Source organism: Paraburkholderia sp. BCC1885, assembly GCF_900996235.1.
GTDB lineage: Bacteria > Pseudomonadota > Gammaproteobacteria > Burkholderiales > Burkholderiaceae > Paraburkholderia.
The window spans coordinates 190,096-213,313 of record NZ_CAAJGM010000022.1 but is presented as its reverse complement, the minus strand read 5'-3'; the positions used below and the strand labels follow the sequence as shown (position 1 = coordinate 213,313).

Annotated in this window: 19 protein-coding genes; 15 read left to right on the top strand and 4 right to left on the bottom strand. The window is 62.8% G+C overall.

All coding sequences use genetic code 11. The features are described from left to right. Positions 1-79 precede the first annotated feature (79 nt). The 3 genes from FQ755_RS02245 (at position 80) to FQ755_RS02235 (ending at position 3,889) form a co-directional block, all read left to right on the top strand. Positions 80-757: a dihydrofolate reductase family protein gene (locus FQ755_RS02245; protein ID WP_144150553.1), complete on the top strand. Its 678-nt coding sequence runs from the start codon at positions 80-82 to the stop codon at positions 755-757. 533 nt (positions 758-1,290) lie between these two features. Continuing rightward, on the top strand, positions 1,291-2,610 hold the full coding sequence (locus tag FQ755_RS02240; protein WP_186308395.1) for a beta-1,3-glucanase family protein: 1,320 nt from the start codon (positions 1,291-1,293) through the stop codon (positions 2,608-2,610). Positions 2,611-3,037: 427 nt separating this feature from the next. Further along, entirely contained in the window at positions 3,038-3,889 is an 852-nt protein-coding gene (locus tag FQ755_RS02235) for an oxidoreductase (RefSeq protein ID WP_144150549.1), read from the top strand. Between the two features lie 80 nt (positions 3,890-3,969). Here the strand turns inward: FQ755_RS02235 and FQ755_RS02230 are convergent, their stop codons facing one another. After that, positions 3,970-4,731, bottom strand: coding sequence for an SDR family oxidoreductase (locus tag FQ755_RS02230; protein WP_144150546.1), 762 nt, complete (start codon positions 4,729-4,731; stop codon positions 3,970-3,972). A 70-nt stretch (positions 4,732-4,801) separates the two neighbouring features. Then, positions 4,802-5,644 carry a DMT family transporter gene (locus FQ755_RS02225; protein WP_144150544.1) on the bottom strand — a complete coding sequence of 281 codons (843 nt, stop codon included), beginning with the start codon at positions 5,642-5,644 and terminating at the stop codon, positions 4,802-4,804. Positions 5,645-5,743: 99 nt separating this feature from the next. On the opposite strand from FQ755_RS02225, the gene gcvA reads away from it, so the two are divergent. From gcvA to FQ755_RS02210, 3 genes are all read left to right on the top strand, one after another. Continuing rightward, on the top strand, positions 5,744-6,652 hold the full coding sequence (gcvA, locus tag FQ755_RS02220; RefSeq protein WP_144150543.1) for a transcriptional regulator GcvA: 909 nt from the start codon (positions 5,744-5,746) through the stop codon (positions 6,650-6,652). A 298-nt stretch (positions 6,653-6,950) separates the two neighbouring features. Continuing rightward, on the top strand, positions 6,951-8,438 hold the full coding sequence (locus FQ755_RS02215) for a SulP family inorganic anion transporter (RefSeq protein WP_144150541.1): 1,488 nt from the start codon (positions 6,951-6,953) through the stop codon (positions 8,436-8,438). Positions 8,439-8,511: 73 nt separating this feature from the next. Next, positions 8,512-8,880 carry a VOC family protein gene (locus tag FQ755_RS02210; protein ID WP_144150539.1) on the top strand — a complete coding sequence of 123 codons (369 nt, stop codon included), beginning with the start codon at positions 8,512-8,514 and terminating at the stop codon, positions 8,878-8,880. A gap of 106 nt (positions 8,881-8,986) precedes the next feature. Here FQ755_RS02210 and FQ755_RS02205 read toward each other — a convergent pair whose 3' ends face one another. Beyond that, positions 8,987-9,958 (bottom strand): LysR substrate-binding domain-containing protein, encoded by a 972-nt coding sequence (locus FQ755_RS02205; RefSeq protein ID WP_144150537.1) that lies wholly within the window; start codon positions 9,956-9,958, stop codon positions 8,987-8,989. Positions 9,959-10,080: 122 nt separating this feature from the next. Here FQ755_RS02205 and FQ755_RS02200 point away from each other — a divergent pair, with 122 nt between their 5' ends. The 4 genes from FQ755_RS02200 (at position 10,081) to FQ755_RS02185 (ending at position 15,373) form a co-directional block, all read left to right on the top strand. Next, complete coding sequence (locus tag FQ755_RS02200) at positions 10,081-11,175, top strand: tartrate dehydrogenase (RefSeq protein WP_144150535.1); 1,095 nt, start codon at positions 10,081-10,083, stop codon at positions 11,173-11,175. A 347-nt stretch (positions 11,176-11,522) separates the two neighbouring features. After that, entirely contained in the window at positions 11,523-12,419 is an 897-nt protein-coding gene (locus tag FQ755_RS02195; protein WP_144150533.1) for a fructose bisphosphate aldolase, read from the top strand. Between the two features lie 533 nt (positions 12,420-12,952). Continuing rightward, positions 12,953-14,410: a S41 family peptidase gene (locus FQ755_RS02190; protein WP_260858253.1), complete on the top strand. Its 1,458-nt coding sequence runs from the start codon at positions 12,953-12,955 to the stop codon at positions 14,408-14,410. Positions 14,411-14,626: 216 nt separating this feature from the next. After that, entirely contained in the window at positions 14,627-15,373 is a 747-nt protein-coding gene (locus FQ755_RS02185) for a glucose 1-dehydrogenase (RefSeq protein ID WP_144150529.1), read from the top strand. Between the two features lie 63 nt (positions 15,374-15,436). Here the strand turns inward: FQ755_RS02185 and FQ755_RS02180 are convergent, their stop codons facing one another. Next, positions 15,437-16,393 (bottom strand): AraC family transcriptional regulator, encoded by a 957-nt coding sequence (locus tag FQ755_RS02180; protein ID WP_144150527.1) that lies wholly within the window; start codon positions 16,391-16,393, stop codon positions 15,437-15,439. A gap of 246 nt (positions 16,394-16,639) precedes the next feature. Here FQ755_RS02180 and FQ755_RS02175 point away from each other — a divergent pair, with 246 nt between their 5' ends. The 5 genes from FQ755_RS02175 (at position 16,640) to FQ755_RS02155 (ending at position 23,140) form a co-directional block, all read left to right on the top strand. Then, positions 16,640-17,482, top strand: coding sequence for an oxidoreductase (locus tag FQ755_RS02175; protein WP_144150525.1), 843 nt, complete (start codon positions 16,640-16,642; stop codon positions 17,480-17,482). A 227-nt stretch (positions 17,483-17,709) separates the two neighbouring features. Further along, positions 17,710-18,042, top strand: coding sequence for a hypothetical protein (locus tag FQ755_RS02170; RefSeq protein ID WP_144150523.1), 333 nt, complete (start codon positions 17,710-17,712; stop codon positions 18,040-18,042). A gap of 181 nt (positions 18,043-18,223) precedes the next feature. Next, complete coding sequence (locus FQ755_RS02165; RefSeq protein ID WP_144150521.1) at positions 18,224-19,666, top strand: NAD-dependent succinate-semialdehyde dehydrogenase; 1,443 nt, start codon at positions 18,224-18,226, stop codon at positions 19,664-19,666. Between the two features lie 469 nt (positions 19,667-20,135). After that, positions 20,136-21,299 carry an extracellular solute-binding protein gene (locus tag FQ755_RS02160; protein WP_260858247.1) on the top strand — a complete coding sequence of 388 codons (1,164 nt, stop codon included), beginning with the start codon at positions 20,136-20,138 and terminating at the stop codon, positions 21,297-21,299. Then, on the top strand, positions 21,296-23,140 hold the full coding sequence (locus FQ755_RS02155) for a diguanylate cyclase domain-containing protein (protein ID WP_144150520.1): 1,845 nt from the start codon (positions 21,296-21,298) through the stop codon (positions 23,138-23,140). The genes FQ755_RS02160 and FQ755_RS02155 overlap by 4 nt, the downstream gene beginning before the upstream one ends. Positions 23,141-23,218 lie beyond the last annotated feature (78 nt).

Below are 23,218 nucleotides of genomic sequence, written 5' to 3'. Positions count from 1 at the left end.
TCGGGAATGCCTCGCGTTGAACACTGGAACAGCTCTTGCTGAAACATCCGTCTCTCCACCCTGCACAGAGGCCCTCAGCATGAAACCCTATATTGTCGTTCACATGATGTCGTCGCTTGACGGCCGCAGTCTCACGGACGGTTGGAATCTCGACTTCGCAAGCGATCTGTATGAAAACACGGCGGCCACGTTTAAAGCCAATGCCTGGATCTGCGGGCGTGTGACCATGCAGGAAATCTCGCATGGCTCGGATTATCCGAAAGGTCTGGCCACGCGCCCCATACCTCGCACCGATCATTTCGCCGAACGCAAGGCGGATCAATACGCCATCTCGATCGACCCGCAGGGACGCGTGGCGTGGAAAAACAATACCGCGCTTAAATCGCACGTCATCGAAGTGTTGACCGAACAGGTTGCCGACGATTACCTCGCTTACCTGCAATCGATTGGCGTCTCTTACGTGTTCGGCGGCAAGTCCGAAATCGATCTCGACAAGGTCGTACAAACGCTCGCGCGTGAACTCGATTTAAAGAAGCTGATCGTCGAAGGCGGCTCGCATGTGAGCGGAGCGTTCGTCAATGCGGGACTCGTCGATGAAGTGAGTGTATTGGTCTTGCCCCTGGTGGATGGCCGTAGCGAACATCCATCGTCATTCGAAGTGGCGATGGACAAGTGGCAGGCACCTGCGTATCTCAAACTGACGTCGGTGGAAAAAATGGACCACGACGCGCTTTGGTTGCGGTACACGGCTAGCTGAATGACGCGCGGGCGGCAGCAAACCAGGCGTTCCGCCGGGAATTGCGAATTGCGAATCGAAAATTGCAATTGCGGGTCGCCCACCAATCGTTTTCGCATCGGCAAGAATACCGTTCAAGGACGCGGTCGCCGCACAATAGCCGCCTCGCTCCCTTATCTGTTACATCTTCATACACAATTTCAAAGCACGCACTTATTGCCTTGGCGGCGTGCCGCGCTAATATTCGTCTGACATTTTTTGACACCCTTTCACCGCATTCGCAGCGTCAAACTGCAGCGGGTCACGCGCGCAGAGCAATATCTCGCGCTGTGATCTGTGCTTTCTGCCATTGGTGCGTTAGTGGCAATCTCGCTAACGCATGAAAAATTGCTACGCAATCCTTTACTTCTCGTCGTACTGAGCGGGACATGCTCGCCTGTTCAACGCGAATATGGCTCTAATCAATACACTAATAAGGCAGAAAAATGACAATAAGACGATTCACGAGCGCCCGACCTGGTCGCGTGATACTCGGATGTGCCCTGGCAGCGGCATTGAGCGCCTGCGGCGGCGGGGGTTCAGGTACATCGAGCCAGACCAGTGCCGCCACCTCCGGCGCGACGACACCGGCTGCTGTACCACTGACGTCCACAGCGGACGGCCCGGCCATCTCCACCCAACCCGCGGCGCAGACCGTCTCGGTTGGACAACGAGCCTTCTTTAGCGTCGCCGCAAACGGCGCTACGGCCTACCAATGGTACAAAAACGGCGTGGCCATTTCGGGCGCGACTTCATCGACCTACGAGGCGCCCGCAGCGGCCAGCGGTGACTCGGGCGCGAGCTTCGCGGTCGCAGTGTCGAATGGCACCGGAACCACGGCATCGACGTCGGCAACCTTGACGCTCAACCCTGCCGCCGACGGCTCGCCGCCCGCCAGCTTCTGGGGAAATACCGCGAGCGTGCCCGCCGCGACGCAGGTGATGACGGTGGAATTTCTCAATCAGACAAACGGCAAATTCCCTAATAGCCAGATTTTCTGGCAGATCAGCGGCACGTCCGCGTCCGGCGCGCCGGTCAACGAATTTCACTCGATCGCGGATGCCCCGACGTACGATATGCCCGGCATCAATTCGGCCCGCATGTACTTTTACATTGCGCCGAATATCAACGTAGCGACGCAGACGCCCACCAGCTACTACGATTTCATCGAATTCAACCTCGGCCGAGCCAATGCGAGCGTGCCGTGGAATTTCAACGGCGACACCACGCGGGTCGACGCATTCGGAATCAAACTGGCCATCCGTCTGCAATGCGCGGATGGGACCGACGTCGTGCGCGGAGAGGATTACGGCACGTTTCTCGAAGACCGCTCGATTACCTTCCAGAAATATCAGGCCGAAGTGCCGGCGGAATTTCAATCGACCGCCACCCAATTCGCGCCTTACCGCATTATCGAACCAGGTACAGCGAGCAACTTTCAGACTGGCGGGGCTAATGCAAGCTATTTTGCCAACTATATCGATACCGTCTGGGCCGCCAACGGCATCGATACATCGATCGTGCCGAAACCCACGCCGTTCCTGAGTTTTGCCAACGGTTCGCTTCCTGATCTGATTGCTGCCGTCGAACGTCACGTCGCGGATAAGCCCGGCACCTTTAAATCGGACGGCACCCTCGTCGACCCCAACTTCTGGAGCACGGTGCCGAGCAGTTCCTTCTATGCCGCGTCGCCGGCGAATTACTACGCCCAATTCTGGCATACGCACGGTATTGCGAATCTGGCGTATGGGTTTTCCTATGATGACGTAGGCTCATACTCGTCGGATGTGAGTTGTAATAGTCCGAGCCGGCTTCTGGTGGCGATCGGGTGGTGAGGCAAGTCGATCAGGTTTATTTATTCATGGCTTTAGAACGCGATCAACCGGAGGCACCGGCTCACATCAGTTCGCCATAATGAAAAGAGGCGATTAATTGCAATTTTCATTGCAATTAATCGCCTCGTTAGCTAAATATTTTTAAAATAACCCCACCAACTTGGTCAGCCGAAGTCCGACCAGATTCACGCATTCGTGATCGCAAAGAGGGAAAGCGGGCCTCCCGGTCATCACGCAAGGCGCTATGTAAAACGCTTATCAAAGATACATTTGAAAAGCGCTGGTTGACTCGGGGGCGCGGTGAGATCTGCCCCGCTCGCCCGCACGTTTTCGAGGCTTGCGATATTCTTCAGGCTCAATCCCGCTGGCCGATGCGCGCCCCGAATCCCGCCGAGGCGCATCGCGCCGGCCTTCACCGAGGACTACCATGGCGATCGACTCTTCCGCTTCTCCCGTCTGGTTCATCACAGGCTGTTCGACCGGGTTCGGTCGGGAAATTGCCCAGGCGGTACTTGCGCGCGGCTGGCGTGCGGTCGTCACGGCGCGCGATCCCAGCGCTGTCGCCGACCTGGTGAGCGCGCACCCCGAGCACGCCCTGTCACTCAAACTCGACGTCACCTCTGCCGAGGCCGTGGACGCCGCCGTCGCGCAGGCGAAAGCCGCCTTTGGCCGGATCGACGTATTGGTCAATAACGCGGGCTACGGTTATCTGTCGGCGATCGAAGAAGGTGAAGACGACGAAGTGCGCGCCATGTTCGAGGTCAATTTCTATGGCGCGGTCAGCACGATCAAAGCCGTCTTGCCCTTGATGCGCGAGCAGCACGCGGGGCATATCGTCAATATCACGTCGGTCGGCGGCCTGGTGGGAAATCCGGGCAGCGGCTATTACGCCGCCACCAAGTTCGCGCTGGAGGGGCTCGGCGAAGCCCTTGCGCGCGAGACCGCCGAGTTGGGCATCAAGGTGACGACCGTCGAACCCGGCCCGTTCCGCACCGACTGGGCGGGCCGCTCGCTCAAGCAGACACGCCGTTCGATCGACGCCTACGCGACCATTGCCGGCAAGCGCCGCGCCCAGGTGGCGGCCGATAGCGGACGGCAACCCGGCGACCCGGCGCGCGCCGCCCAGGCGATCATCGCCGCGGTCGAAGCGAAGGCGCCGCCGTCGAATCTCGTGCTGGGCAAACCCGGGCTGGCAGCAGTGCGAGCCAAACTCGAGCGGCTTCAGAACGATTTGAATAGCTGGGAGGCGACGACGGTCGGCGCGGATTTTCCGGACTGATATCGCGTCGGGTGAGGCGCTGTGCGCCTCCCTGCGCAAGCAGGACCTGCGTCACTTCCATCTTGCCGCTCATCCGTCACTCACTTGCCGCCCGTGACATCGAGAAACGTGCCGGTGATAAAGGAAGCCTCGGCGCTTGCCAGCCACAGAATCGCCTGGGCGACCTCTTCAGGCTGGCCGCCTCTTCCCATGGGGATCGAGTCTTTGACGCGCTCCACCCGTCCCGGCTCTCCGCCGCTCGCATGCATCTCGGTATAGATGTGCCCGGGGCGAATGCAGTTCACGCGTATCCCGTCCCGCGCGACTTCTTTGGCGAAGCCGGTCGTGAATGTCTCAAGCGCACCCTTCGACGCGGCGTAGTCGACATATTCGTTAGGACTGCCGAGTCTGGCCGACGCCGACGAAATGTTGATCACCGAGCCGCCGCGCCCATTGTGGCGGTACGACATCCGCTTCACCGCCTGCTGTGCGCACAGAATCGGGCCGATCGAGTTGACCGCGAAAATACGCTGCATCCGCTCGAATTCGAGATCCTCCAGCCGGGACTGCCGGGCGATGATCGCGGCATTATTCACCAGCACGTCGATGCGGCCGAAGGTGCGGTCGATCGCCGCGAAAAGCTGCGCGACCTGCCGCGGATCGGCGCTGTCTGCGCGCATGGCCAAAGCCCGGCGGCCGGCCGCTTCCACGTCGGCCGCTACGGCGAGCGCGGCCGACTCGTTGGAGACGAAGCTGATCGCCACGTCATAACCTTTTGCGGCAGCGAGCCGCGCCGTCGCCGCGCCCACGCCACGGCCTGCGCCCGTTATCAGAATCAGCGGGGCCTGTGCAGCAGTATTCATCGAGTCAGCCTCTACATGAGTGATGGTGAAACATGCGCCAACGCGTCAGGCGCCATCCTTTCAGGCAATGTCAGAGCCCCAGACATACGGCTCCGGCCGCCACGATCACGCAGGCAATCCAGCGCCTGCCGCTGACCGCTTCCCGCAGAAACATGCGCCCGATCAGCACCGCGAACACCACGCTGGTCTCGCGCAACGCCGACACCGCGCCCATCGCGCCCGACTGCAGCGCCCAGATGACGATGCCATACGCGGCGATCGACACGAGGCCGCCGGCGAGCGACGAGCCAATCGCCATGGGCGCGGTCCGCACCGGCGCCCACAACGCCGTGAGCCCACGCGACGCGACGAACAGCACCGGCATCAGCCAGTAGAACAGGAACATCCACGCGGTGTAGGCAAGCGCCTCGCCACCGGATACGCGCACGCCGATGCCATCGAGCACGGTGTAGACGGCGATCGTCACGCCGGTCGTCAACGCCGCGAGCGTACCCGCGCGCGAGACGCGACGCCCCTCCAGCGCAATGGCGATGATGCCGCCCGAGATCATCACGATCCCGAGCGCATGCAAGACGCCGATTGCCTCATGCGCAAAAAGCGCCGCGCCGAGCGTAACGAGCAGCGGCGACGAGCCTCGCGCAATCGGATACGCCTGGGCGAGATCGTTGCGACGATACGATCGCACGAGGGTCACGTTGTAGACGATATGCGTCAACCCGGAGGCGGCGAGGTAGGGCCAGGCGGCACTGGCCGGCCTCGGTGCAACCAGCGCGACGCAGGTGGCGACCACCGAGATGGCGATACTCATCCAGGTCATGGATAGAAAACGGTCGCGGTTGCCGTGCAGCATCGCGTTCCAGCTCGCGTGGAGCACAGCGGCAAAAAGCACGACGCCGCCGGTATAGCTGAGCATCAGGATTCCGGAGAAATGGTGTAACGGAAAGGATAACTATCTTGTAGATCCACTACAAACCAGATAAATTCGTCATTCGTGTTAGATAAACTATTTCGAATGCAACGAACCTTGCCTCCCCTGAATGCCTTGCGCGCCTTCGAAGCCGCCGGCCGCCTCGGCAGCTTCAAGGAAGCCGCTGCGGAATTGCACGTGACGCACGGCGCGGTGAGCCAGCACGTGCGGCTGCTCGAAGAGTGGCTGGGCGCGCCGCTATTCGAACGGCACAACCGGCGCGTGGTGCTGACTCCGGCGGCGCAGACCTACCTGGCGGAGATCGGTCCGTTGTTCGAGCAGCTTTCGCTGGCCACCGCGAGATATGGCGTGTCCGCCTCGGCCTCCCGGACACTCTCCGTGAACGCGTCCGCAACCTTCACGCTGCGCTGGCTGGTGCCGAGACTCGCCAGATTCCGCGCCGGGCATCCTGACGTAGAAGTGCGGGTGGAGACGTCGAACGAGCCGGTGGAGAGTCTGAAGGAGACCTACGACGTCGTCATCCGTGGCGGTCCGGACACCTTCTATGGTTATTCGATGCGGCCTTTTCTGGCCGAGGAGCGACTCCCGGTCTGCAGTCCGGCGCTCCTGCAACGACTACCGCTTAGGATTCCAGACGATCTGCGGCAGCATACCTTGCTGCACACGTCGAGTCTGCCGCGGCTGTGGCCCGACTGGCTGGCAAGAGCTGAGATTCCCGCTCTGCGGCCGGCCGCCACCCTGACCTTCGATCACTTCTATCTGACCTTGCAGGCCGCCATTGACGGCATAGGCATCGCGATGGGACCGACGGCACTGGTCTCGGACGACCTGGCCGCCGGCCGGCTGGTCGCGCCATTTGCGGGCCCTCGCCTGCCCTCGCGCAGCTATTGCACTTACATCCCGGACGGAAAGTCAGCCGATGACGTGATCATGCTGTTCCGCGCGTGGCTTGAACACGAGGGAATGCATTCACAACGGGATTACGCCGGCTAAGGTAAACTACCTGGACTCGTAGGCCGCAGTGCATCTAACAGGCCTCTGTGCCGCTCCACATTAATTCCATTTCAAAACGCACCCATGTAATTCATCCGGACCCTCCTGCCGGTCTGTAACGGCTTTTCAACCGGGGGTTCTCCGGCATGCGCGCGCCCTGTTCGATCCGAACATCGCGATTCGCCATTCGAATCCTTTCGACGCCACGCTTTTCAAAGCGCCGCGTCATTATTCGCCGCATTTCGAGCGCGATGGCTCGTAAGCGCGGTGTGCTTTTTGTGACTGTGAAATACAACTCATGATGATTCAATCGATCCGGCAGCAGTGGCTATCGAACATTCCTGCCAATGTGCTCGCCGGCTTAACTTCGTCATTTGCGCTGGTTCCCGAGTGCATCGCCTTTGCGTTGGTCGCGCAGGTCAATCCGCTGATGGGTCTTTACGGCGCCTTCATCATTTGCGCATTGACTGCCATCTTTGGCGGCAGGCCCGGGATGATTTCGGGCGCGGCTGGCTCGATGGCGGTAGTAATTGTCGCGCTCGTTGTTCAGCACGGCGTTCAATATCTTCTGGCCACAGTGGTGCTGAGCGGCGCGCTGATGATGCTGTTTGGACTATTGCGCCTGGGTAAGCTGATTCGAATGGTGCCGCATCCGGTGATGATCGGATTTGTGAACGGCCTCGCCATTATCATCGCCATGGCGCAACTGGAGCATTTCAAACGCTCCACTCCGCAAGGCAATGTATGGCTGCAAGGAACGCCGCTACTGATCATGTGCGCGCTGGTTATCCTGACCATGCTGATCGTCTACCTTCTGCCGCGCGTGACCAAAGCGGTGCCGCCGGCGCTGGTTGCCATTGTCAGCGTCGGATTGCTCAGCCAGTTCATGCATTTGCCGACGCGAACCTTGGGCGACATGGCGCATATCGCGGGTGCCCTGCCGAGTTTTCATCTGCCGCAGATCCCGCTTGACCTTGCGAGTTTTCGAATTGTCTTCCCCTATGCGCTGCTTATGGCAATCGTGGGTTTGCTGGAAACCTTGCTGACCTTCAATCTCACGGACGAAGTCACCGAAACCCGCGGACGGCCGAATCGCGAATGTCTCGCGCTCGGCGTGTCAAATGTCGTTTCGGGCCTGTTTGGCGGCATGGGCGGTTGCGCCATGATCGGCCAGACCATGATCAACCTGAGTTCGGGAGGACGCAGCCGATTATCGGGCGCGACGAGCGGCGTGATGATCCTCATGTTCATCCTGTTCCTGTCGCCGCTTATCGAACGGATTCCACTGGCCGCATTGGTTGGGGTAATGTTCGTGGTCGCCCAGCAGACATTTGCATGGGGATCGCTGCGGGTGCTCGGTAAAGTTCCGCGTAATGATGCGCTGGTCGTTATTGCCGTGACCGTTATTACTGTATTTACCGACCTGGCGATTGCCGTACTCTGCGGCATTGTCATCGCCGCTTTGAATTTCGCCTGGCAGCACGCCCGCGAAATACGCGCCGAGGTGAGCAACGGCGATGACGGCGCGCAAATCTATTCGCTGCATGGCACATTATTCTTTGCGTCCACCGCTAATTTCCAGGACCTCTTTCAGCCACAGACGGACGCACAGGAAGTCATCGTGGACTGCCAGCACCTGCATGTCGCGGATCACTCCGCGATAGTCGCTTTCGAAACGCTGCGGGACCGTTACAAAAAGGCCGGCAGGCATTTGCGATTTGCGAATTTATCGACGCGCAATCAATCTATTCTTCGACGGGCCGGGGTTTCGCTGATTGGGGTTTGAACCGTTCGACACAACCGGCCGAATCGTCGACAATCCGCCTTCGAAACCCCTACTTCAGAGCGCCGAGGGAAAGATGCGACCAGCGTTGAATCGGATACTGCTGTATGCGAAAGACATGCAGGCGACCTGTACTTTCTATGAACGACACTTTGCGTTCGAATGTACATTCGATGCCGATCGTCGAATAGCCGAGTTGGTTTCGCCTTATGGAGGCGTCGTTATCATGGTTCACCAGGCCGCAAAGGGAATCCGGTCAGGGCAGGCCTCGGTCAAGCTGGTTTTCGACATTGAAGACATTGAGGGTTTCAAGGCTCATTGCGCGAAACAGGGGCTTGAATTCGGCGCATCGCATCGAGCGGACGGTTATAGTTTTGCAAATGCAAAAGACCCCGACGGGAATTCCATATCCATCTCAAGCCGGAGTTTCTCTGCCCGTCGCTAGCGGCAAACGTCGGATGCAGGCATCGTTCGATTGATTACCGGCGCAGAAGCCAACCTTGCCGCCCCTATCGTCACGCACGTCACGCACGTCACGCACGTCACGCACGTCACGCACCTGGATTCGCGTCGTGCCGATTCGTGCCGATGTCCGCGTTATGCCAACTCCCCGCCCCGTCCCCAAGCTCCCCAGCAATAAACTCCACAAACGCCCGAATCCGATTCGACATCTGATGGCGCTGCGAATAAACCGCGAACACATCCGCATTCGGCGTCTCGTGATCGGGCAGGACGCGCACAAGCGAGCCATCGGCCAGATACGGTTTGATATCCCACTCGGCCCGCATCAACACGCCGTGGCCTTCGAGCGCCCACTTCACGGCAATCTCGCCGTCGTTGGTCGTCAGGCTGCCGTTGATGCGCACCGCCTCCGTTTTGCGTGACGCGCCCCGCCCCGAGGTCAGGCGCCACACGCCATACGCCTCGTCGCCCTGGCGGATGCCGATGCAGTTGTGCCGCGTCAAATCATGCGCCGTCAGCGGCAGGCCGCGCGCCGCGAGATACGAAGGCGCCGCGCACAGCACCCGCCGGTTCGCCGCCAGCCGGCGCGCGATCACGCGCGCGTCCGGCGGCTCGCCGAAGCGGATGCAGACATCGAATGCGTCGTCGGTCAGCGGCGGCGGCGTGACCGACAACTGCAGTTGAACCGACATCTGCGGATAGCGCGCCACGAAACGCGAAATGGCCGGCGCGACGTGGCTGCGGCCAAAGCCTAACGTCGCGTTGACCCTCAGCAAGCCTTTGGGACTTTGCTGCGCGCTGCCGAGCAGGCCCGCCAGTTCGTCGATCTCATCGAGAATCCGCCGCGCGCGTTCCAGATACAGCTCGCCCTCGGGCGTGAGGGTCATGCGCCGCGTCGTCCGGTTGACGAGCGCCACGCCCGCGCGACGCTCCATCTGCGTCAAATGCTTGCTGACCGCCGCAGCCGTCAGCCCCATCTCACGCGCGGCGGCGCTCAGGCTGCCGGACGCGGCAAGAGTCGAGAAGAAACCTAGATCGGCTGCCAGGACGGCTTCGGACATGGCCTTCACTTGTGAATTGAAGTTAAGGATGCTTTGAGTTTAGCACCGGTTTTTGCATCCCAAGCGTGGGCAGAATTCACCCATATCGACTCGCGATACCCACGTCACCAAAGGACGCAAACATGAAGACCTACCGGATCGCCACCATTCCCGGCGATGGCATCGGCAAAGAAGTCGTACCGGCTGGCGCGCAGGTTCTGCAGACGCTCGCCCGGACCACGAAGTCGTTCGCGTTCGAGTTCGAAAATTTCGCGTGGGGCGGCGACTATTACCGTCAGCACGGCGTGATGATGCCGGCCGACGGCCTCGACGCCCTGCGCGGCAAGGACGCAATCCTGTTCGGCTCGGCCGGCGACCCGCACATTCCCGATCACGTCACGCTGTGGGGTTTGCGCCTGAAGATCTGCCAGGGCCTCGACCAATACGCGAACGTGCGGCCGACCCGCATCCTGCCCGGCATCGATGGCCCGTTGAAACGCTGCAAGCCGGAGGATCTCAACTGGGTCATCGTCCGCGAAAATTCCGAGGGGGAATATTCCGGGGTGGGCGGCCGCGTCCACCAGGGGCTCCCGCTGGAAGTGGCGACGGACGTCTCGATCCTGACGCGCGCCGGTGTCGAGCGCATCATGCGTTTCGCATTCCGTCTTGCGCAATCGCGGCCGCGCAAGTTGCTCACGGTGGTCACCAAGAGCAATGCGCAACGTCATGCCATGGTGATGTGGGACGAGATCGCGTTACAGATCTCGCGGGAATTTCCCGACGTCACGTGGGACAAGGAACTCGTCGATGCGGCGACCGCGCGCATGGTCAATCGCCCGGCCACGCTCGACACGATCGTCGCCACCAATCTGCACGCGGACATTCTCAGCGACCTCGCCGCCGCGCTCGCCGGCAGCCTGGGGATTGCGCCGACCGGCAACATCGATCCCGAACGCCGTTTCCCGTCGATGTTCGAACCAATCCACGGTTCGGCGTTCGACATCATGGGCCAGGGCCTCGCCAATCCGGTCGGCACATTCTGGTCGGTCGTGATGCTGCTCGAGCATCTCGGCGAAGCCGACGCCGCCGCGCGTGTCATGCAGGCGGTCGAAGCGGTCACCGCCGATGCGTCGCTGCACACGCGCGATCTGGGCGGCACCGCAACCACGGCGCAGGTGACGTCCGCCGTATGCGCGTTCATCGAGAAAACGGCCGTGGCCCCCGCCGACGCCGCATAAACACGAGGCCGCCAATCACGAGCCCGACCGGCTAAACCCCGCCGGCCGGGCTCGTCCGCATGCGCCATCGTCATGGAACGTTCTGAAATGTCAGGGATCGAACCGGTCAATAACGGGCGCCTACCAGCCGTGATTCACCCGCACCGGTCCGTCCGGGTCCAAAGCGTGCTCCCTCATGCAATCGTCAAACGCGCAATCGGCGCGCGGCGAAGGGGCTGACGAACGGTCGTGTGTCGCTCAAATACGGCATCGGCGCCTGGCGCAGTACACTTGACGTATTGAACGCATCGGATCTGGCCCGCACGGGCCTGGGTCCGGCAACCGGTTATCGAACGACGGAGTTATCCATGGCAAATGACAAGATGCTGGCGCAGGTAAGTAAAAAACCGGGGTTTTTTGCGGCGCTCGACCAGAGCGGCGGCTCGACGCCCGGCGCACTGAAGCTCTACGGCATTCCGGAGAGCGCCTACAGCGGCGACGCCGAAATGTTCAAACTGATCCACGAAATGCGGGTGCGCATCATCACGGCGCCCGCTTTCACCGGCGACAAGGTGATCGGCTCCATCCTGTTCGAGGCCACCATGGACGGCCAGGCCGAGGGCAAGCCGGTGCCGTCGTTCCTGTGGGAAGACCGCGGCGTGGTGCCGTTCCTGAAGGTCGATAAGGGACTCGAAGAGGAAGCCGACGGCGTGCAGCTGATGAAGCCGATCCCCGGTCTCGACTCACTGCTCGAACGGGCGGCGAAACTCGGCATCTTCGGCACCAAGATGCGCTCGGTCATCAAACTGAATTCGCAAGCCGGCATCGCGGCGATCGCGCAACAGCAATTCGCGCTGGGCAAGCAGATCGAAGCACACGGTCTCGTGCCGATCCTCGAACCCGAGGTGTCCATCAAGAGTCCGGACAAGGCCGGCGCCGAGGCGACCTTGCGCGCGGAACTGCTCAAGGGGCTCGACGCGCTGCCGGAAACCAGCCGCGTGATGCTCAAGCTGACCATTCCCGATGTGCCCGATTTCTACCAGCCGCTGATCGAGCACCCGCGCGTCGTGCGGGTGGTGGCGCTGTCCGGCGGCTACACCCGCGCCGATGCGTGCGAGCGCCTCTCGGAAAATCACGGCATGATCGCCAGCTTCTCGCGCGCGCTGATCAACGACCTCAAGGTGTCGATGAGCGACAGCGAATTCGACGCGACGCTCAGCGAAGCGATCGACGAGATTTACGAGGCTTCCGTCGACAAGGCCTGATGAAGGCCGTTTAGCTCGAAGCTCACCCGAAGCGCACGCGTGCCGGCGATTTTTTGCACGAGCCTGAATCCAACCGGCACGCGTCTGCGTAATTGGGAAATAGGCGCGCTGCGCAGAAACGAAAGAGCAGGCTCCGCCCGGCCATCGACGCCAACCGGGCGAGCCTCACCGCCGACGCGGTTGGCGCGCCGATGCGATAATGCAATCTCTCTCAGGTTCTGGCACGGCCCTCGGAATAGCCAGAATCTTTAGCCGACCCTAACCCGGTCGGCTTTTTTATGTTTTTCCGCAGGATGGCGGGCCGCTTTGAAACCCGGTTTCGCCACCCGCCGCCATTTTTATCGCATTTTTCCGCCATGCTTGACCGTGCGTCTCAATTTGCGAATTTTTCACTTGCCCATCGGACCTGCGGATTGCCGCGTTGACCGTGCCGGGCGCGATTGCGAAACCAAAACGCCTGCGGTACTGTTGAGCGCTATCACGCACACCGGATCGTCATCATGCGCCACACGCCCTCTTATTTCGCCTTGACCATGGCACTCGGCGCGGCGGCCTTGATGCCCGGAGCCGCTTCGGCCGCGCAGCCGCCTTCGGCGCCGCTGCCGCTCGACCAGTTGCGCCTGTTCGCCGAAGTCTTCGGCCAGATCAAACACGAATACGTCGAACCCGTCGACGACGACAAACTCCTGACCGCCGCCATCAAGGGCATGGTGTCGAGCCTCGATCCGCACTCGGCCTATCTCGACAAAAACGACTTCCAGGATATGCAGGAGCAGGTGACCGGCCGCTTTGCGGGCATCGGCATCGAAACCGGCGTGGAAGACGATCTCATCAAGGTGATTGCGCCCATCGACGACACGCCCGCGTTTCGGGCCGGCATCCGTTCGGGCGACCTGATCACCCGCATCGACGATAAAGCGGTCGAAGGCATGACGCCGGATCAGGCGTCGGCGCTGATGCGCGGCACGCCGGGCACCAAGGTCACGCTGACGATTTATCGCAAGAGCGAAGACCGCACCTTCCCGCTGACCATCACGCGCGCGACCATCAAACTGCAAAGCGTGAAGACGGCGGTGCCGGCGCCGGGCTACGCTTACGTGCGCATTACGAGTTTTCAGGAGCGCACGACGCCCGATCTGGCGGCCAAGCTCGGCGTCATCGCCCGCCAGCAGCCGGATCTGAAGGGCCTGATTCTCGACTTGCGCAACAACGGCGGCGGCCTCGTGGAAAGCTCGGTCGGCGTGGCGAGCGCGTTTCTGCCGCGCAACTCGGTGGTCGTGACCACCAATGGCCAGGTCGAATATTCGAAGCGCGCCTATCGCGACAGCTACGCGTATTACCGGCTGTCGTCCTTTGCGAGCGATCCGCTGCAAAACGAGCCAGCTATCTTCAAGACCGTGCCGATGATCGTGCTGACCAACGCCTATACCGCTTCGGCTTCGGAGATCGTGGCGGGCGCGTTGCAGGACGCGCATCGCGCGGTGATCCTCGGCAAGACCACCTTCGGCAAGGGCTCGGTGCAAACCTCGGTGCCGTTGACTTCGCGTTCCGCCTTGCGCCTGACCACGGCGTACTACTACACGCCGAGCGGCCGCTCGATCCAGGACATCGGAATTCGTCCGGACATCGCCGTCGACCAGTACGCCGACGGCGACCCCGACGACGCGCTGGTGACGCGCGAGGCCGATTATCCGAATCACCTCGCGAACATCCAGGACCCAAACGAGAAGAAGGAACTGGAAGCGCGCCAGCAGGACCGCATCGAACAGATGCGCCTGCTCGAGGAACACAGCGACAAGGAAACGCCCGAACAGCGCCAGAAGGATCGTGACCGCGCGCCGGTGGAATTCGGTTCGAGCGACGACTTCATGCTGCAGCAGGCACTGAATAAACTGCAGGGCAAACCCGTGCTGGAATCGAAAGCGCTGCTCGAACGCCGTCTCGCGCAGAGCGAGCCGCCGCCGTCGCAGGCGGCGTCGGTCGAGCATTGAACGGTTCGCTTCGCAGGTCTCTTTTCACCATCATTCGATGCTACGGGCGTGCGGCGCGCGTCCCGTTTATTGTTCGCCAGTTCCGGCCAATGAATTCGCCTCGCGGGGCATGATTTCGCACGGCCTATCCACTACAGTGCTTTCAGACCTTCCCGCAGCGTAGCGGTGGGAAACCTCCTACCGACGCTCCGACCCGTTCTCTGAAAGGATTCAATCGTGTCCAAACTCACTGGCAAAGTAGCTGTTGTAACCGGCGCATCGAAAGGCATCGGCGCGGCCATCGCCAAAGCGCTCGCCGCTGACGGCGCATCCGTGGTGGTCAACTATGCATCCAGCCAGGCCGGCGCCGACGCGGTCGTGGCCGCGATCACCCAAGCCGGCGGCAAGGCCATTGCCGTAGGCGGCGACGTCTCGAAGGCCGCCGATGCGCAAGGCATCATCAACGCCGCGATCGAAACGTATGGCCGTCTCGACGTGCTCGTGAACAACTCCGGGGTCTACGAATTCGCCGCCCTCGAAGAAATCACCGAAGAGCATTTCCACCGCCAGTTCAACATCAACGTGCTCGGCCTGCTGCTCGTGACCCAGGCGGCCGCCAAGCATCTCGGCGAAGGCGCCAGCATCATCAATATCGGTTCGGTCGTGGCCCGCATCACGCCGCCGGGCAGCGCCGTCTACACGGGCACCAAGGGCGCGGTGGACGCCATCACCGGCGTGCTGTCGCGCGAACTGGGCGCGCGCAAGATTCGCGTCAACACCCTCAACCCGGGCATGGTGGAAACCGAAGGCACGCATACGGCCGGCATCATCGGTTCGGAGATGGCAAGCGGCGTGGTCGCGCAGACGCCGCTCGGCCGCCTCGGCCAGCCTGACGACATCGCCAAAATCGCCGTTTTTCTCGCTTCGGACGATTCGGGCTGGCTCTCGGGCGAGCAACTGCTGGCAAGCGGCGGCTTGCGCTAAACAGTCGCGCCGCGCAATCACACGGCGGCGGGATGGATTGCAGCAGGCCATCCCGCCGTCCGCTCAGTGAGACGCCACGTAGATCGAGCCGGGCGCGGCTTGCGGCAGCGCAAAGCTGTGCTTCATCCGGTCAGCTTCCTCGACCGGGCTGCGTCCGAATAGCCGCTTGAATTCGCGGCTGAACTGCGACGCGCTTTCGTAACCCACCTGGGTACACGCAACCGCCGCCGTCACTTCGTTTCTGACCATCAAGAGGCGCGCCTGGTGCAGGCGCGTCGACTTCAGATATTGCATCGGCGAAGTATTGGTCACCGCCCTGAAGTGCGCGTGAAACGACGGCACGCTCATGTTCGCTTCCAGCGCCAGTTCTTCCACGCCAAGCGGTTCGCTGTAGCACTGATGGATTTTGCGCAGCGCCTTCGAAATCTTGCCGAATTGTCCGTGACGCGTGAGCGCCGCGCGCATCGAGCCGCCCTGCTCGCCGGTCAGGACCCGAAAGTAGATTTCGCGCACTAGTGCCGGGCCGAGTAATTCGGCTTCCAGCGGCACGCTCATCACCTCGAGAAACCGCAGCACGGATGCACTTAACCTCGCATCCAGCGGCGTCGACATCATGCCCTTCGGACGGGCCGCGGGCGCGCTGCCCTGACGCTCGTCGAGCTGTAGCATCAGGTCGGCGGCGACGTTGAAGTCGAGGCGGAAATAGATCGCCAGCATCGGCTCGGCCGCGCTCGCCTCCGTCTCCATCGAAAACGGCACAGGCACCGCCACGGCCAGGTAATGCTGCGCGTCGTACAGATACACCTCGTCACCGAGAAAACCGCGCTTGCGCCCCTGGCACACGATCACGATGCCCGGATCGTAGAGCACCGGCGTGCGGCTCAGCGGCCGGTTCGAGCGGAGAAAACGCACGTCCGGCAGCGCCGTCAGGTTGTATCCCTCCACCGGGGCCAACGCGTCGAGCAAAGCCACCATGCGTTGCTGCGTGGGGATGCGGTCATCATCGTCTGCGGGCGTCATGCGGATGTTTCCCACGTTTCCTGTCAGTCTGCAATGTGCCATCTGTACAGGCGGAAATCCAGCGGCTCATAGGATCAGGCAAGCAAGACAGAAAAACCGGCATTCGCGGCGGCGCCCGCGACTCCTACCATGCAAGCACAGGTTCAGGACGGCTGCGGCCATTGCGGCCGTAGCAGGACGAACCGCCGGCGCGGTTCCCGCCCGGGCCTGTCCCGAATCAGTCACGTTCCAAAGGACTCTCACGCCATGAGCCACACTCCCAGTAAAACCTTCCTCATCACCGGCGTCAGCTCCGGCTTCGGCCGCGCTTTCGCCGAGGCCTCCCTCAACGACGGCCATACCGTCATCGGCACCGTGCGCAACGACGCCGCGCGGCAAGCGTTCGAAGCGCTCGGCGCCGGCCGCGCCCATGCCCTGATGCTCGACCTCACCGACTTCGAGGCGATTGCCCCGGCGGTTGCCGCCATCACCGAACGGGTGGGGCCGATCGACGTGCTGGTCAACAATGCGGGCTACGGCCACGAAGGCACGCTCGAAGAATCGCCGCTCGACGATATGCGCCGCCAGTTCGACGTCAACGTGTTCGCCGCCGTCGCCATGATCAAGGCGGTGCTGCCCGCCATGCGCGTGCGCCGCACTGGCCACATCGTCAATATCACCTCGATGGGCGGCTTCATCACGATGCCCGGCATCGCGTATTACTGCGGCAGCAAGTTCGCGCTGGAAGGCATCTCCGAGGTGCTGGCCAAGGAAGTCGAAGGCTTCGGCATCAAGGTCACCGCGATTGCACCGGGCTCCTTTCGCACCGACTGGGCCGGCCGCTCGATGGTCCGCGCGGGCCGCAGCATCGCCGACTACGACGCGCTATTCGATCCGATCCGCGAGGCCCGCGAGGCCAAAAGCGGCAAGCAGGCCGGCGATCCGGCCAAGGCGGCGCAGGCGCTGCTGAAAATCGTCGAGGCGCAGGACCCGCCAGTGCATCTGCTGCTCGGCAATGACGCTCTCGCACTCGTCAAAGGGAAACTGGCCGCGCTCGGCGAGGAGATCGACGCCTGGAAGGACGTCACGCGTTCGACGGATTTCGTCTAGATTCTTCTGAGTTCCCGAGGCTTCGCTTTTTGCCGGTCGATTGGGCGGCGGCTTGCATGCTTGCCCCGCATTTGCCTTCACATGCACCTTCGCAATCGCCTTCGAGCACACCCGTTTGCCTGCCTGAAACCCCGCCTGCGCCGCTTGCCGGTAAACTATGCGGTTTGGTCGGACGGTTCCGCCACGCGCGCGTGGACCGTCCTTCAGCTAACCACGGGATTTTGGGAATGAAGCGAGTCGTCGTATCAGCAGTGCTTGCGGTTTGCCTCGCGCAGCCGGCCATGGAGGCGGCGGCGCAAACCGTCAGCGATAACTGTTCCGCGCTCGGCGATATCGCCGGGCAAGTCGCGTCGTGGCGCTTGCACAAGAAGACCAAAACCCAGGCGCTCGACCAGGCGGCCAAGTATTACAAGGACGACTCGGACCGTCAGGCCATCGACGCCATCATCGACAAGGTGTACAGCCCCGCCGGCCGGGGCATGACGCCCGACCAGGCCAGCATGATCGCCACCGCGGATTGCGCCAACCAGCAGAAGAAACCGGCGGCGGCTGGCCAGTAAGCCGCGCGCGATGTGGTGGCGCCGACCGGCGCGAACCGGCGCGAAGCCCACGCCGGACTGGAACCCATGCCCGCGCCGCCTGTGGCGCCGGCCACAATCGGCTAAGATTGATCTAACCGCAGTCCATCTCCGGCCGCCAGCAGCCCTTCGCGGCCAATCCTACCCATCAGAGGAACCCAGCATGGCTACATCGAGCTATACCGACACCCGACTCCTGATCAACAACGAGTGGTGCGACGCCGCCAGCGGCAAAACCCTCGACGTCCTCAATCCCGCCACCGGCAAGCCGATCGGCAAGGTTGCCCACGCCGGCATCGCCGACCTGGACCGCGCGCTGGCCGCCGCGCAAAAGGGCTTCGAAGCCTGGCGCAAGATTCCCGCCAACGAGCGCGCCGCCACCATGCGCAAGGCCGCGGCGCTGGTGCGCGAACGCGCCTCGGACATCGCCCGCCTGATGACGCTGGAGCAAGGCAAGCCGTTCGCCGAAGCGCGCATCGAAATGCTCTCGGCCGCCGACATCATCGAATGGTTCGCCGACGAAGGCCGCCGCATCTATGGCCGCGTCGTGCCGCCGCGCAATCTGGCGGCTCAGCAGCTGGTTCTGAAGGAGCCGATCGGTCCGGTCGCCGCCTTCACGCCGTGGAATTTCCCGGTCAACCAGGTGGTCCGCAAGCTGAGCGCCGCCCTGACGAGCGGCTGCTCGTTCCTCGTCAAGGCGCCGGAAGAAACCCCCGCCTCGCCGGCCGCACTGCTGCAGGCATTTGTCGAAGCCGGCGTGCCGCCCGGCACGGTGGGTCTGGTGTTCGGCGACCCCGCTGAAATCTCGAACTACCTGATTCCGCACCCGGTCATCCGCAAAGTCACCTTCACCGGTTCGACGCCGGTGGGCAAGCAGCTGGCCTCGCTGGCCGGCCAGTACATGAAGCGCGCCACCATGGAGCTGGGCGGCCACGCGCCGGTGATCGTGGCGCAAGACGCGGACGTGGCGCTGGCCGTCAAGGCCGCCGGCGGCGCGAAGTTCCGCAACGCCGGTCAGGTCTGCATTTCGCCGACGCGCTTCCTCGTGCACAACAGCATCCGCGAAGAGTTCGCCCAGGCGCTCGTCAAGCATGCCGAAGGCCTGAAACTCGGTGACGGTCTCGCCGAAGGCACCACGCTCGGGCCGCTCGCCAACTCGCGCCGTCTCACGGCAATGGCCAAGGTGCTCGACAACGCCCGCTCGACCGGCGCCACGGTTGCAACCGGCGGCGAACGCGTCGGCACGGAAGGCAACTTCTTCGCGCCGACGGTGCTGACCAACGTGTCGCTCGAAGCCGACGTGTTCAACAACGAGCCGTTCGGCCCGGTCGCGGCAATTCGCGGTTTCGACTCGCTCGAAGACGCGATTGCCGAAGCCAATCGTTTGCCGTACGGTCTGGCCGGCTACGCGTTCACGAAATCGTTCGCCAATGTGCATCTGCTCTCGCAACGGCTTGAAGTCGGCATGCTGTGGATCAACCAGCCGGCCACGCCGACGCCGGAAATGCCGTTCGGCGGCGTCAAGGATTCGGGTTACGGTTCCGAAGGCGGCCCTGAAGCACTGGAAGCGTACCTGGTCACCAAGTCCGTCACGGTGATGTCCTGAGTCCAACTAACTAGCTGAGGCGCGGCGGCGCATCGACACGCGTCGCGTCTCATTCGCTGAAGTCCGGGCGGCCCCGTTTGAAAAGACGGGGCCGTTTTTTTCGGCTTGTGTTTTTTCGGGCCACGGACGCCAGCTACGGGTTCGCGCCATGCGAAGCACAGCGCGTGATCAGATTCCGCAAGCCTCGCCGTCACTCATGCCTAAAGATCTCTGCGCCGCAGCCGTTATGCAGACGAGAGGCGCGCTCGCGTATTTCGAAGAAATGGATCCGGCCGGATTCAGATCGCGCAAACACCGTATCCGATAACAATCTTCGCAAAACGCGAACCGTGGATCGATCTTCGTTCGAACGCCCTCTCGCCTCGCGGCGTGGAGCGCCAGTCAGGACGTTCGACATCATCGTCATGCAAATGCCCGTATGCGGGTGCATGAGGCTGAGCGAAAATGATCCCGTGTACACGCTTGCTAAATGGACGATGACATGCACTGGGGCTTTCCATCCTTGCCGCCGCGGACGCCGCGACCCGTTAGGACACCGGCGCATTCGCAGCGCCCCGCCCGCCGTGCATTTCACGCTGTCTTCCTGCAGCCGCTCGTCATCGCCGCGCTGCTCGCGGGCTGCCTTGCCGCCGCGCCGGCCACGGCTGCGCAGAGCGTGTTACGCGTGCTGGCCTGGCCCGGCTACGCGGATCGCGATGTCGTCAAGGCGTTTGAAACGCGCTTTCATGCCAAGGTGGAAGTGACGCTGGTCGATTCCGACGAAGCACTCTGGGACAAGATGCACGAAGGCAACGCGCCGCAGTTCGACGTGCTCGCCGCCAACACGGCCGAAATCCAGCGCTACACCCAGGAGCACATGCTGGCGCCGCTCGACGTCACGCAGATTCCAAACACGCGTTTGCAATTGCCGCGCTTCCAGGACGTGGCGTCCATCGACGGCCTGACCGCCGCCGGCAAGGTCTACGCGATTCCGTTCACCTATTCGTCGATGGGCCTGATCTACGATCGCAAGCAGATTGCCGTGCCGCCGACTTCGATGACCGAACTATGGAATCCGCGTTATCGCGGCAAGGTGCTCGACTTCAACAGCGCGCAGCACAATTTCTCGTTCGCGGCGCTGGCGCTCGGCTATGCTGATCCGTTTCAGCTGAGCCCTACGCAGACCCGCACGATCGCCCTCAAGCTGATCGATCTGCGCCGCAATCTGCTCACGTACTACACGCTGCCCGAGGAGGCCACGGCATTCTTCGTCCACCACAAGGTCGCGTTGATGTTCGGCAACTACGGCACCCAGCAGCTCGAACAGTTGCGCCGCGCGGGCGCCGACGTGGGCTACGTGATCCCGGACGAAGGCGCGCTGGCGTGGCTCGACTGCTGGGCCATCACGAGCGCGTCGGCCAATCGTCCACTCGCGCAGGCGTGGATCAACTACATGCTTGAACCGGATGTCAGCGGCCTGCTGATCCAGCGCCAGGGCCTCGCCAATACGCTGACGCCGTCGCCCGAAAGCAATGTGAGCGCGCATCTGATCTGGATTCGCCCGGTGGCGAACGTCCGGCAGCGCGAAGCCCTGTGGAGCAAGATCGTCTCGGGCGATCTGCCGGACAGCTTCGGCCCGGAGACCTTCAAATGATGCGTCCAGGCCTGACGTTCAAGCTCTCGCTGCTGCTCGCCTGCATCGGCGTGGTCGCCTCCGGGGCGACCGGCTTCTATGCATATCACGCCAATCGCACCCTGCTCGTGAACGAGGCCGAGGAGAATCTGCTGACCTCCACGGAACTGCTCGGCCAGCGCTTTTCGGTCGCCATCGACGACGTGGCCGCCGACGCCCAGGTGCTCGCCACGCTGCCGTCGAGCGGACAGGTCGCGCGATCCGACGACGGCTCGGCCGCCAACCCCGCCCGCGAGCGCCTTGCCAAGGTGTTCGCCAGCTTCATGGCGAATCATGCCGAGTATCTGCAGATCCGCCTGATCGCGCGCCAGCACTTCGGCCTCGAACTGATCCGCTTCGACCGCAACGCGCAGAGCGCCGTGCGCGTGCAGGCGAGCGGCCTGCAGGAAAAAGGTCAGTTCCCCTACGTTTTCGACACGCTCGCACTGCCGCCGCGCGGCATCTATATTTCGCCGATCACGGTCAATCACGAGCACGGCGCGCATTCCGCCGAGGGCAAGCCCACCTTGCGCCTTGCCACGCCCGTGATCGACACGAACGGCAACGCCGCCGGCGTGGTCGTGATTGACGTGGACCTCGCGAGCCTGCTCAGGCGTCTGCAGGTGGATCTGCCGCGCGGCTACGAGGTGTATCTCGCTAACGAATGGGGCGATTTCCTGATCCACCCGGACCCGACCCAGACCTTCGGTTTCGACCGCGGCCGGCGCATCCTGATGCAGGACAGTTTTCCGGCGACCCTGCCGCTCTTCGAGCAAGCCAAAAACGAGGTGCTGTTGAACGGCCTGATGCGCCCGCAGCAGGCTTCCGGCCGCGTGCTGGCGTTTATCCGCCGGCCGTTCGGCGTGGCGGACGGCAACCGCTTCATCGTCCTCGGCCTCGCCAAGCCGCTCTCGGACGTGCTGGCGGGCGCGACGCTGCTCGGCGAGCGCATCGTGCGCATGGTGCTGATCTCGAGCATGCTCGCCTTCCTGCTCGCCATCCTGTTCGCGCGGGCGCTGACCCAGCCGCTGCATATCCTCGCGCACGCGGCCACCCATTTCTTCGCGGACCATGCGATGGGCGCGCTGCCGGTCAAACGGACCGACGAAATCGGCGTGCTGGCGCGCTGCTTCGACCGGATGCGCGGCGAGATCCGTCTGCAACTCGACGTTCTGCACAACAAGCAGCACGAACTCGTGCATCTGGCCAGCCACGACGCGCTGACCGGCCTGCCCAACCGCATGATGTTCGCCGACCGGCTCGAAGCGGCGATTCACGACGCCGCTGCGAAGGGCGAACGGCTCGCCGTGCTGTTCGTGGACCTCGACCGCTTCAAGCAGATCAACGACCGCTACGGCCATGCCGTCGGCGACCGCGTGCTGGCGACCGTGGCGCGGCGTCTGCAGGCGGTGCTCTCCGAGGGCGACCTGGTGGCGCGGCTCGGCGGCGACGAGTTCATCGTGCTGATCAAGGGCGCGCGCTCGACCGATGCGGCGCCGGTGGCCGCCATCAACATCATCCACGCCCTGAACGACACGCTGCTGATCGACGGCCAGCCGATGCTGGTCGGCGCGAGTATCGGCATCAGCCACTACCCGACCGACGGCACCTCCGCCGAAGCATTGCTGCTCAACGCCGACGCCGCCATGTACGCCGCCAAATCGGGCGAACACGCCTCGTGGCTGCATTACCAGGACGTGCTCGACGCGCGCCGGCGCTCGGCCTCCCGCCCGCCGGACGCGGACGAGCGGGACGGCGCGAACGCGAACGCCGACGGCCTCGAACCAGGCTCGGGACTCGGCAACCCGGACACGGTGCAGTAAGCCGCCTGGCGAGCCCGCGAGGCTCGCCGCGACAACCCATCAAATCAGCCTTGCGGCGAGCGTCGCACACTTCAGCTT

Bases quoted from the DNA above. Each gene is read 5' to 3' on its own strand.
- FQ755_RS02245 (WP_144150553.1), top strand. From the start codon at position 80: ATGAAACCCTATATTGTCGTTCACATGATGTCGTCGCTTGACGGCCGC.
- FQ755_RS02235 (WP_144150549.1), top strand. From the start codon at position 3,038: ATGGCGATCGACTCTTCCGCTTCTCCCGTCTGGTTCATCACAGGCTGT.
- FQ755_RS02230 (WP_144150546.1), bottom strand. From the start codon at position 4,731: ATGAATACTGCTGCACAGGCCCCGCTGATTCTGATAACGGGCGCAGGC.
- FQ755_RS02225 (WP_144150544.1), bottom strand. From the start codon at position 5,644: ATGCTCAGCTATACCGGCGGCGTCGTGCTTTTTGCCGCTGTGCTCCAC.
- gcvA (WP_144150543.1), top strand. From the start codon at position 5,744: ATGCAACGAACCTTGCCTCCCCTGAATGCCTTGCGCGCCTTCGAAGCC.
- FQ755_RS02215 (WP_144150541.1), top strand. From the start codon at position 6,951: ATGATGATTCAATCGATCCGGCAGCAGTGGCTATCGAACATTCCTGCC.
- FQ755_RS02210 (WP_144150539.1), top strand. From the start codon at position 8,512: ATGCGACCAGCGTTGAATCGGATACTGCTGTATGCGAAAGACATGCAG.
- FQ755_RS02205 (WP_144150537.1), bottom strand. From the start codon at position 9,958: ATGTCCGAAGCCGTCCTGGCAGCCGATCTAGGTTTCTTCTCGACTCTT.
- FQ755_RS02200 (WP_144150535.1), top strand. From the start codon at position 10,081: ATGAAGACCTACCGGATCGCCACCATTCCCGGCGATGGCATCGGCAAA.
- FQ755_RS02195 (WP_144150533.1), top strand. From the start codon at position 11,523: ATGGCAAATGACAAGATGCTGGCGCAGGTAAGTAAAAAACCGGGGTTT.
- FQ755_RS02190 (WP_260858253.1), top strand. From the start codon at position 12,953: ATGGCACTCGGCGCGGCGGCCTTGATGCCCGGAGCCGCTTCGGCCGCG.
- FQ755_RS02180 (WP_144150527.1), bottom strand. From the start codon at position 16,393: ATGACGCCCGCAGACGATGATGACCGCATCCCCACGCAGCAACGCATG.
- FQ755_RS02175 (WP_144150525.1), top strand. From the start codon at position 16,640: ATGAGCCACACTCCCAGTAAAACCTTCCTCATCACCGGCGTCAGCTCC.
- FQ755_RS02170 (WP_144150523.1), top strand. From the start codon at position 17,710: ATGAAGCGAGTCGTCGTATCAGCAGTGCTTGCGGTTTGCCTCGCGCAG.
- FQ755_RS02165 (WP_144150521.1), top strand. From the start codon at position 18,224: ATGGCTACATCGAGCTATACCGACACCCGACTCCTGATCAACAACGAG.
- FQ755_RS02160 (WP_260858247.1), top strand. From the start codon at position 20,136: ATGGACGATGACATGCACTGGGGCTTTCCATCCTTGCCGCCGCGGACG.
- FQ755_RS02155 (WP_144150520.1), top strand. From the start codon at position 21,296: ATGATGCGTCCAGGCCTGACGTTCAAGCTCTCGCTGCTGCTCGCCTGC.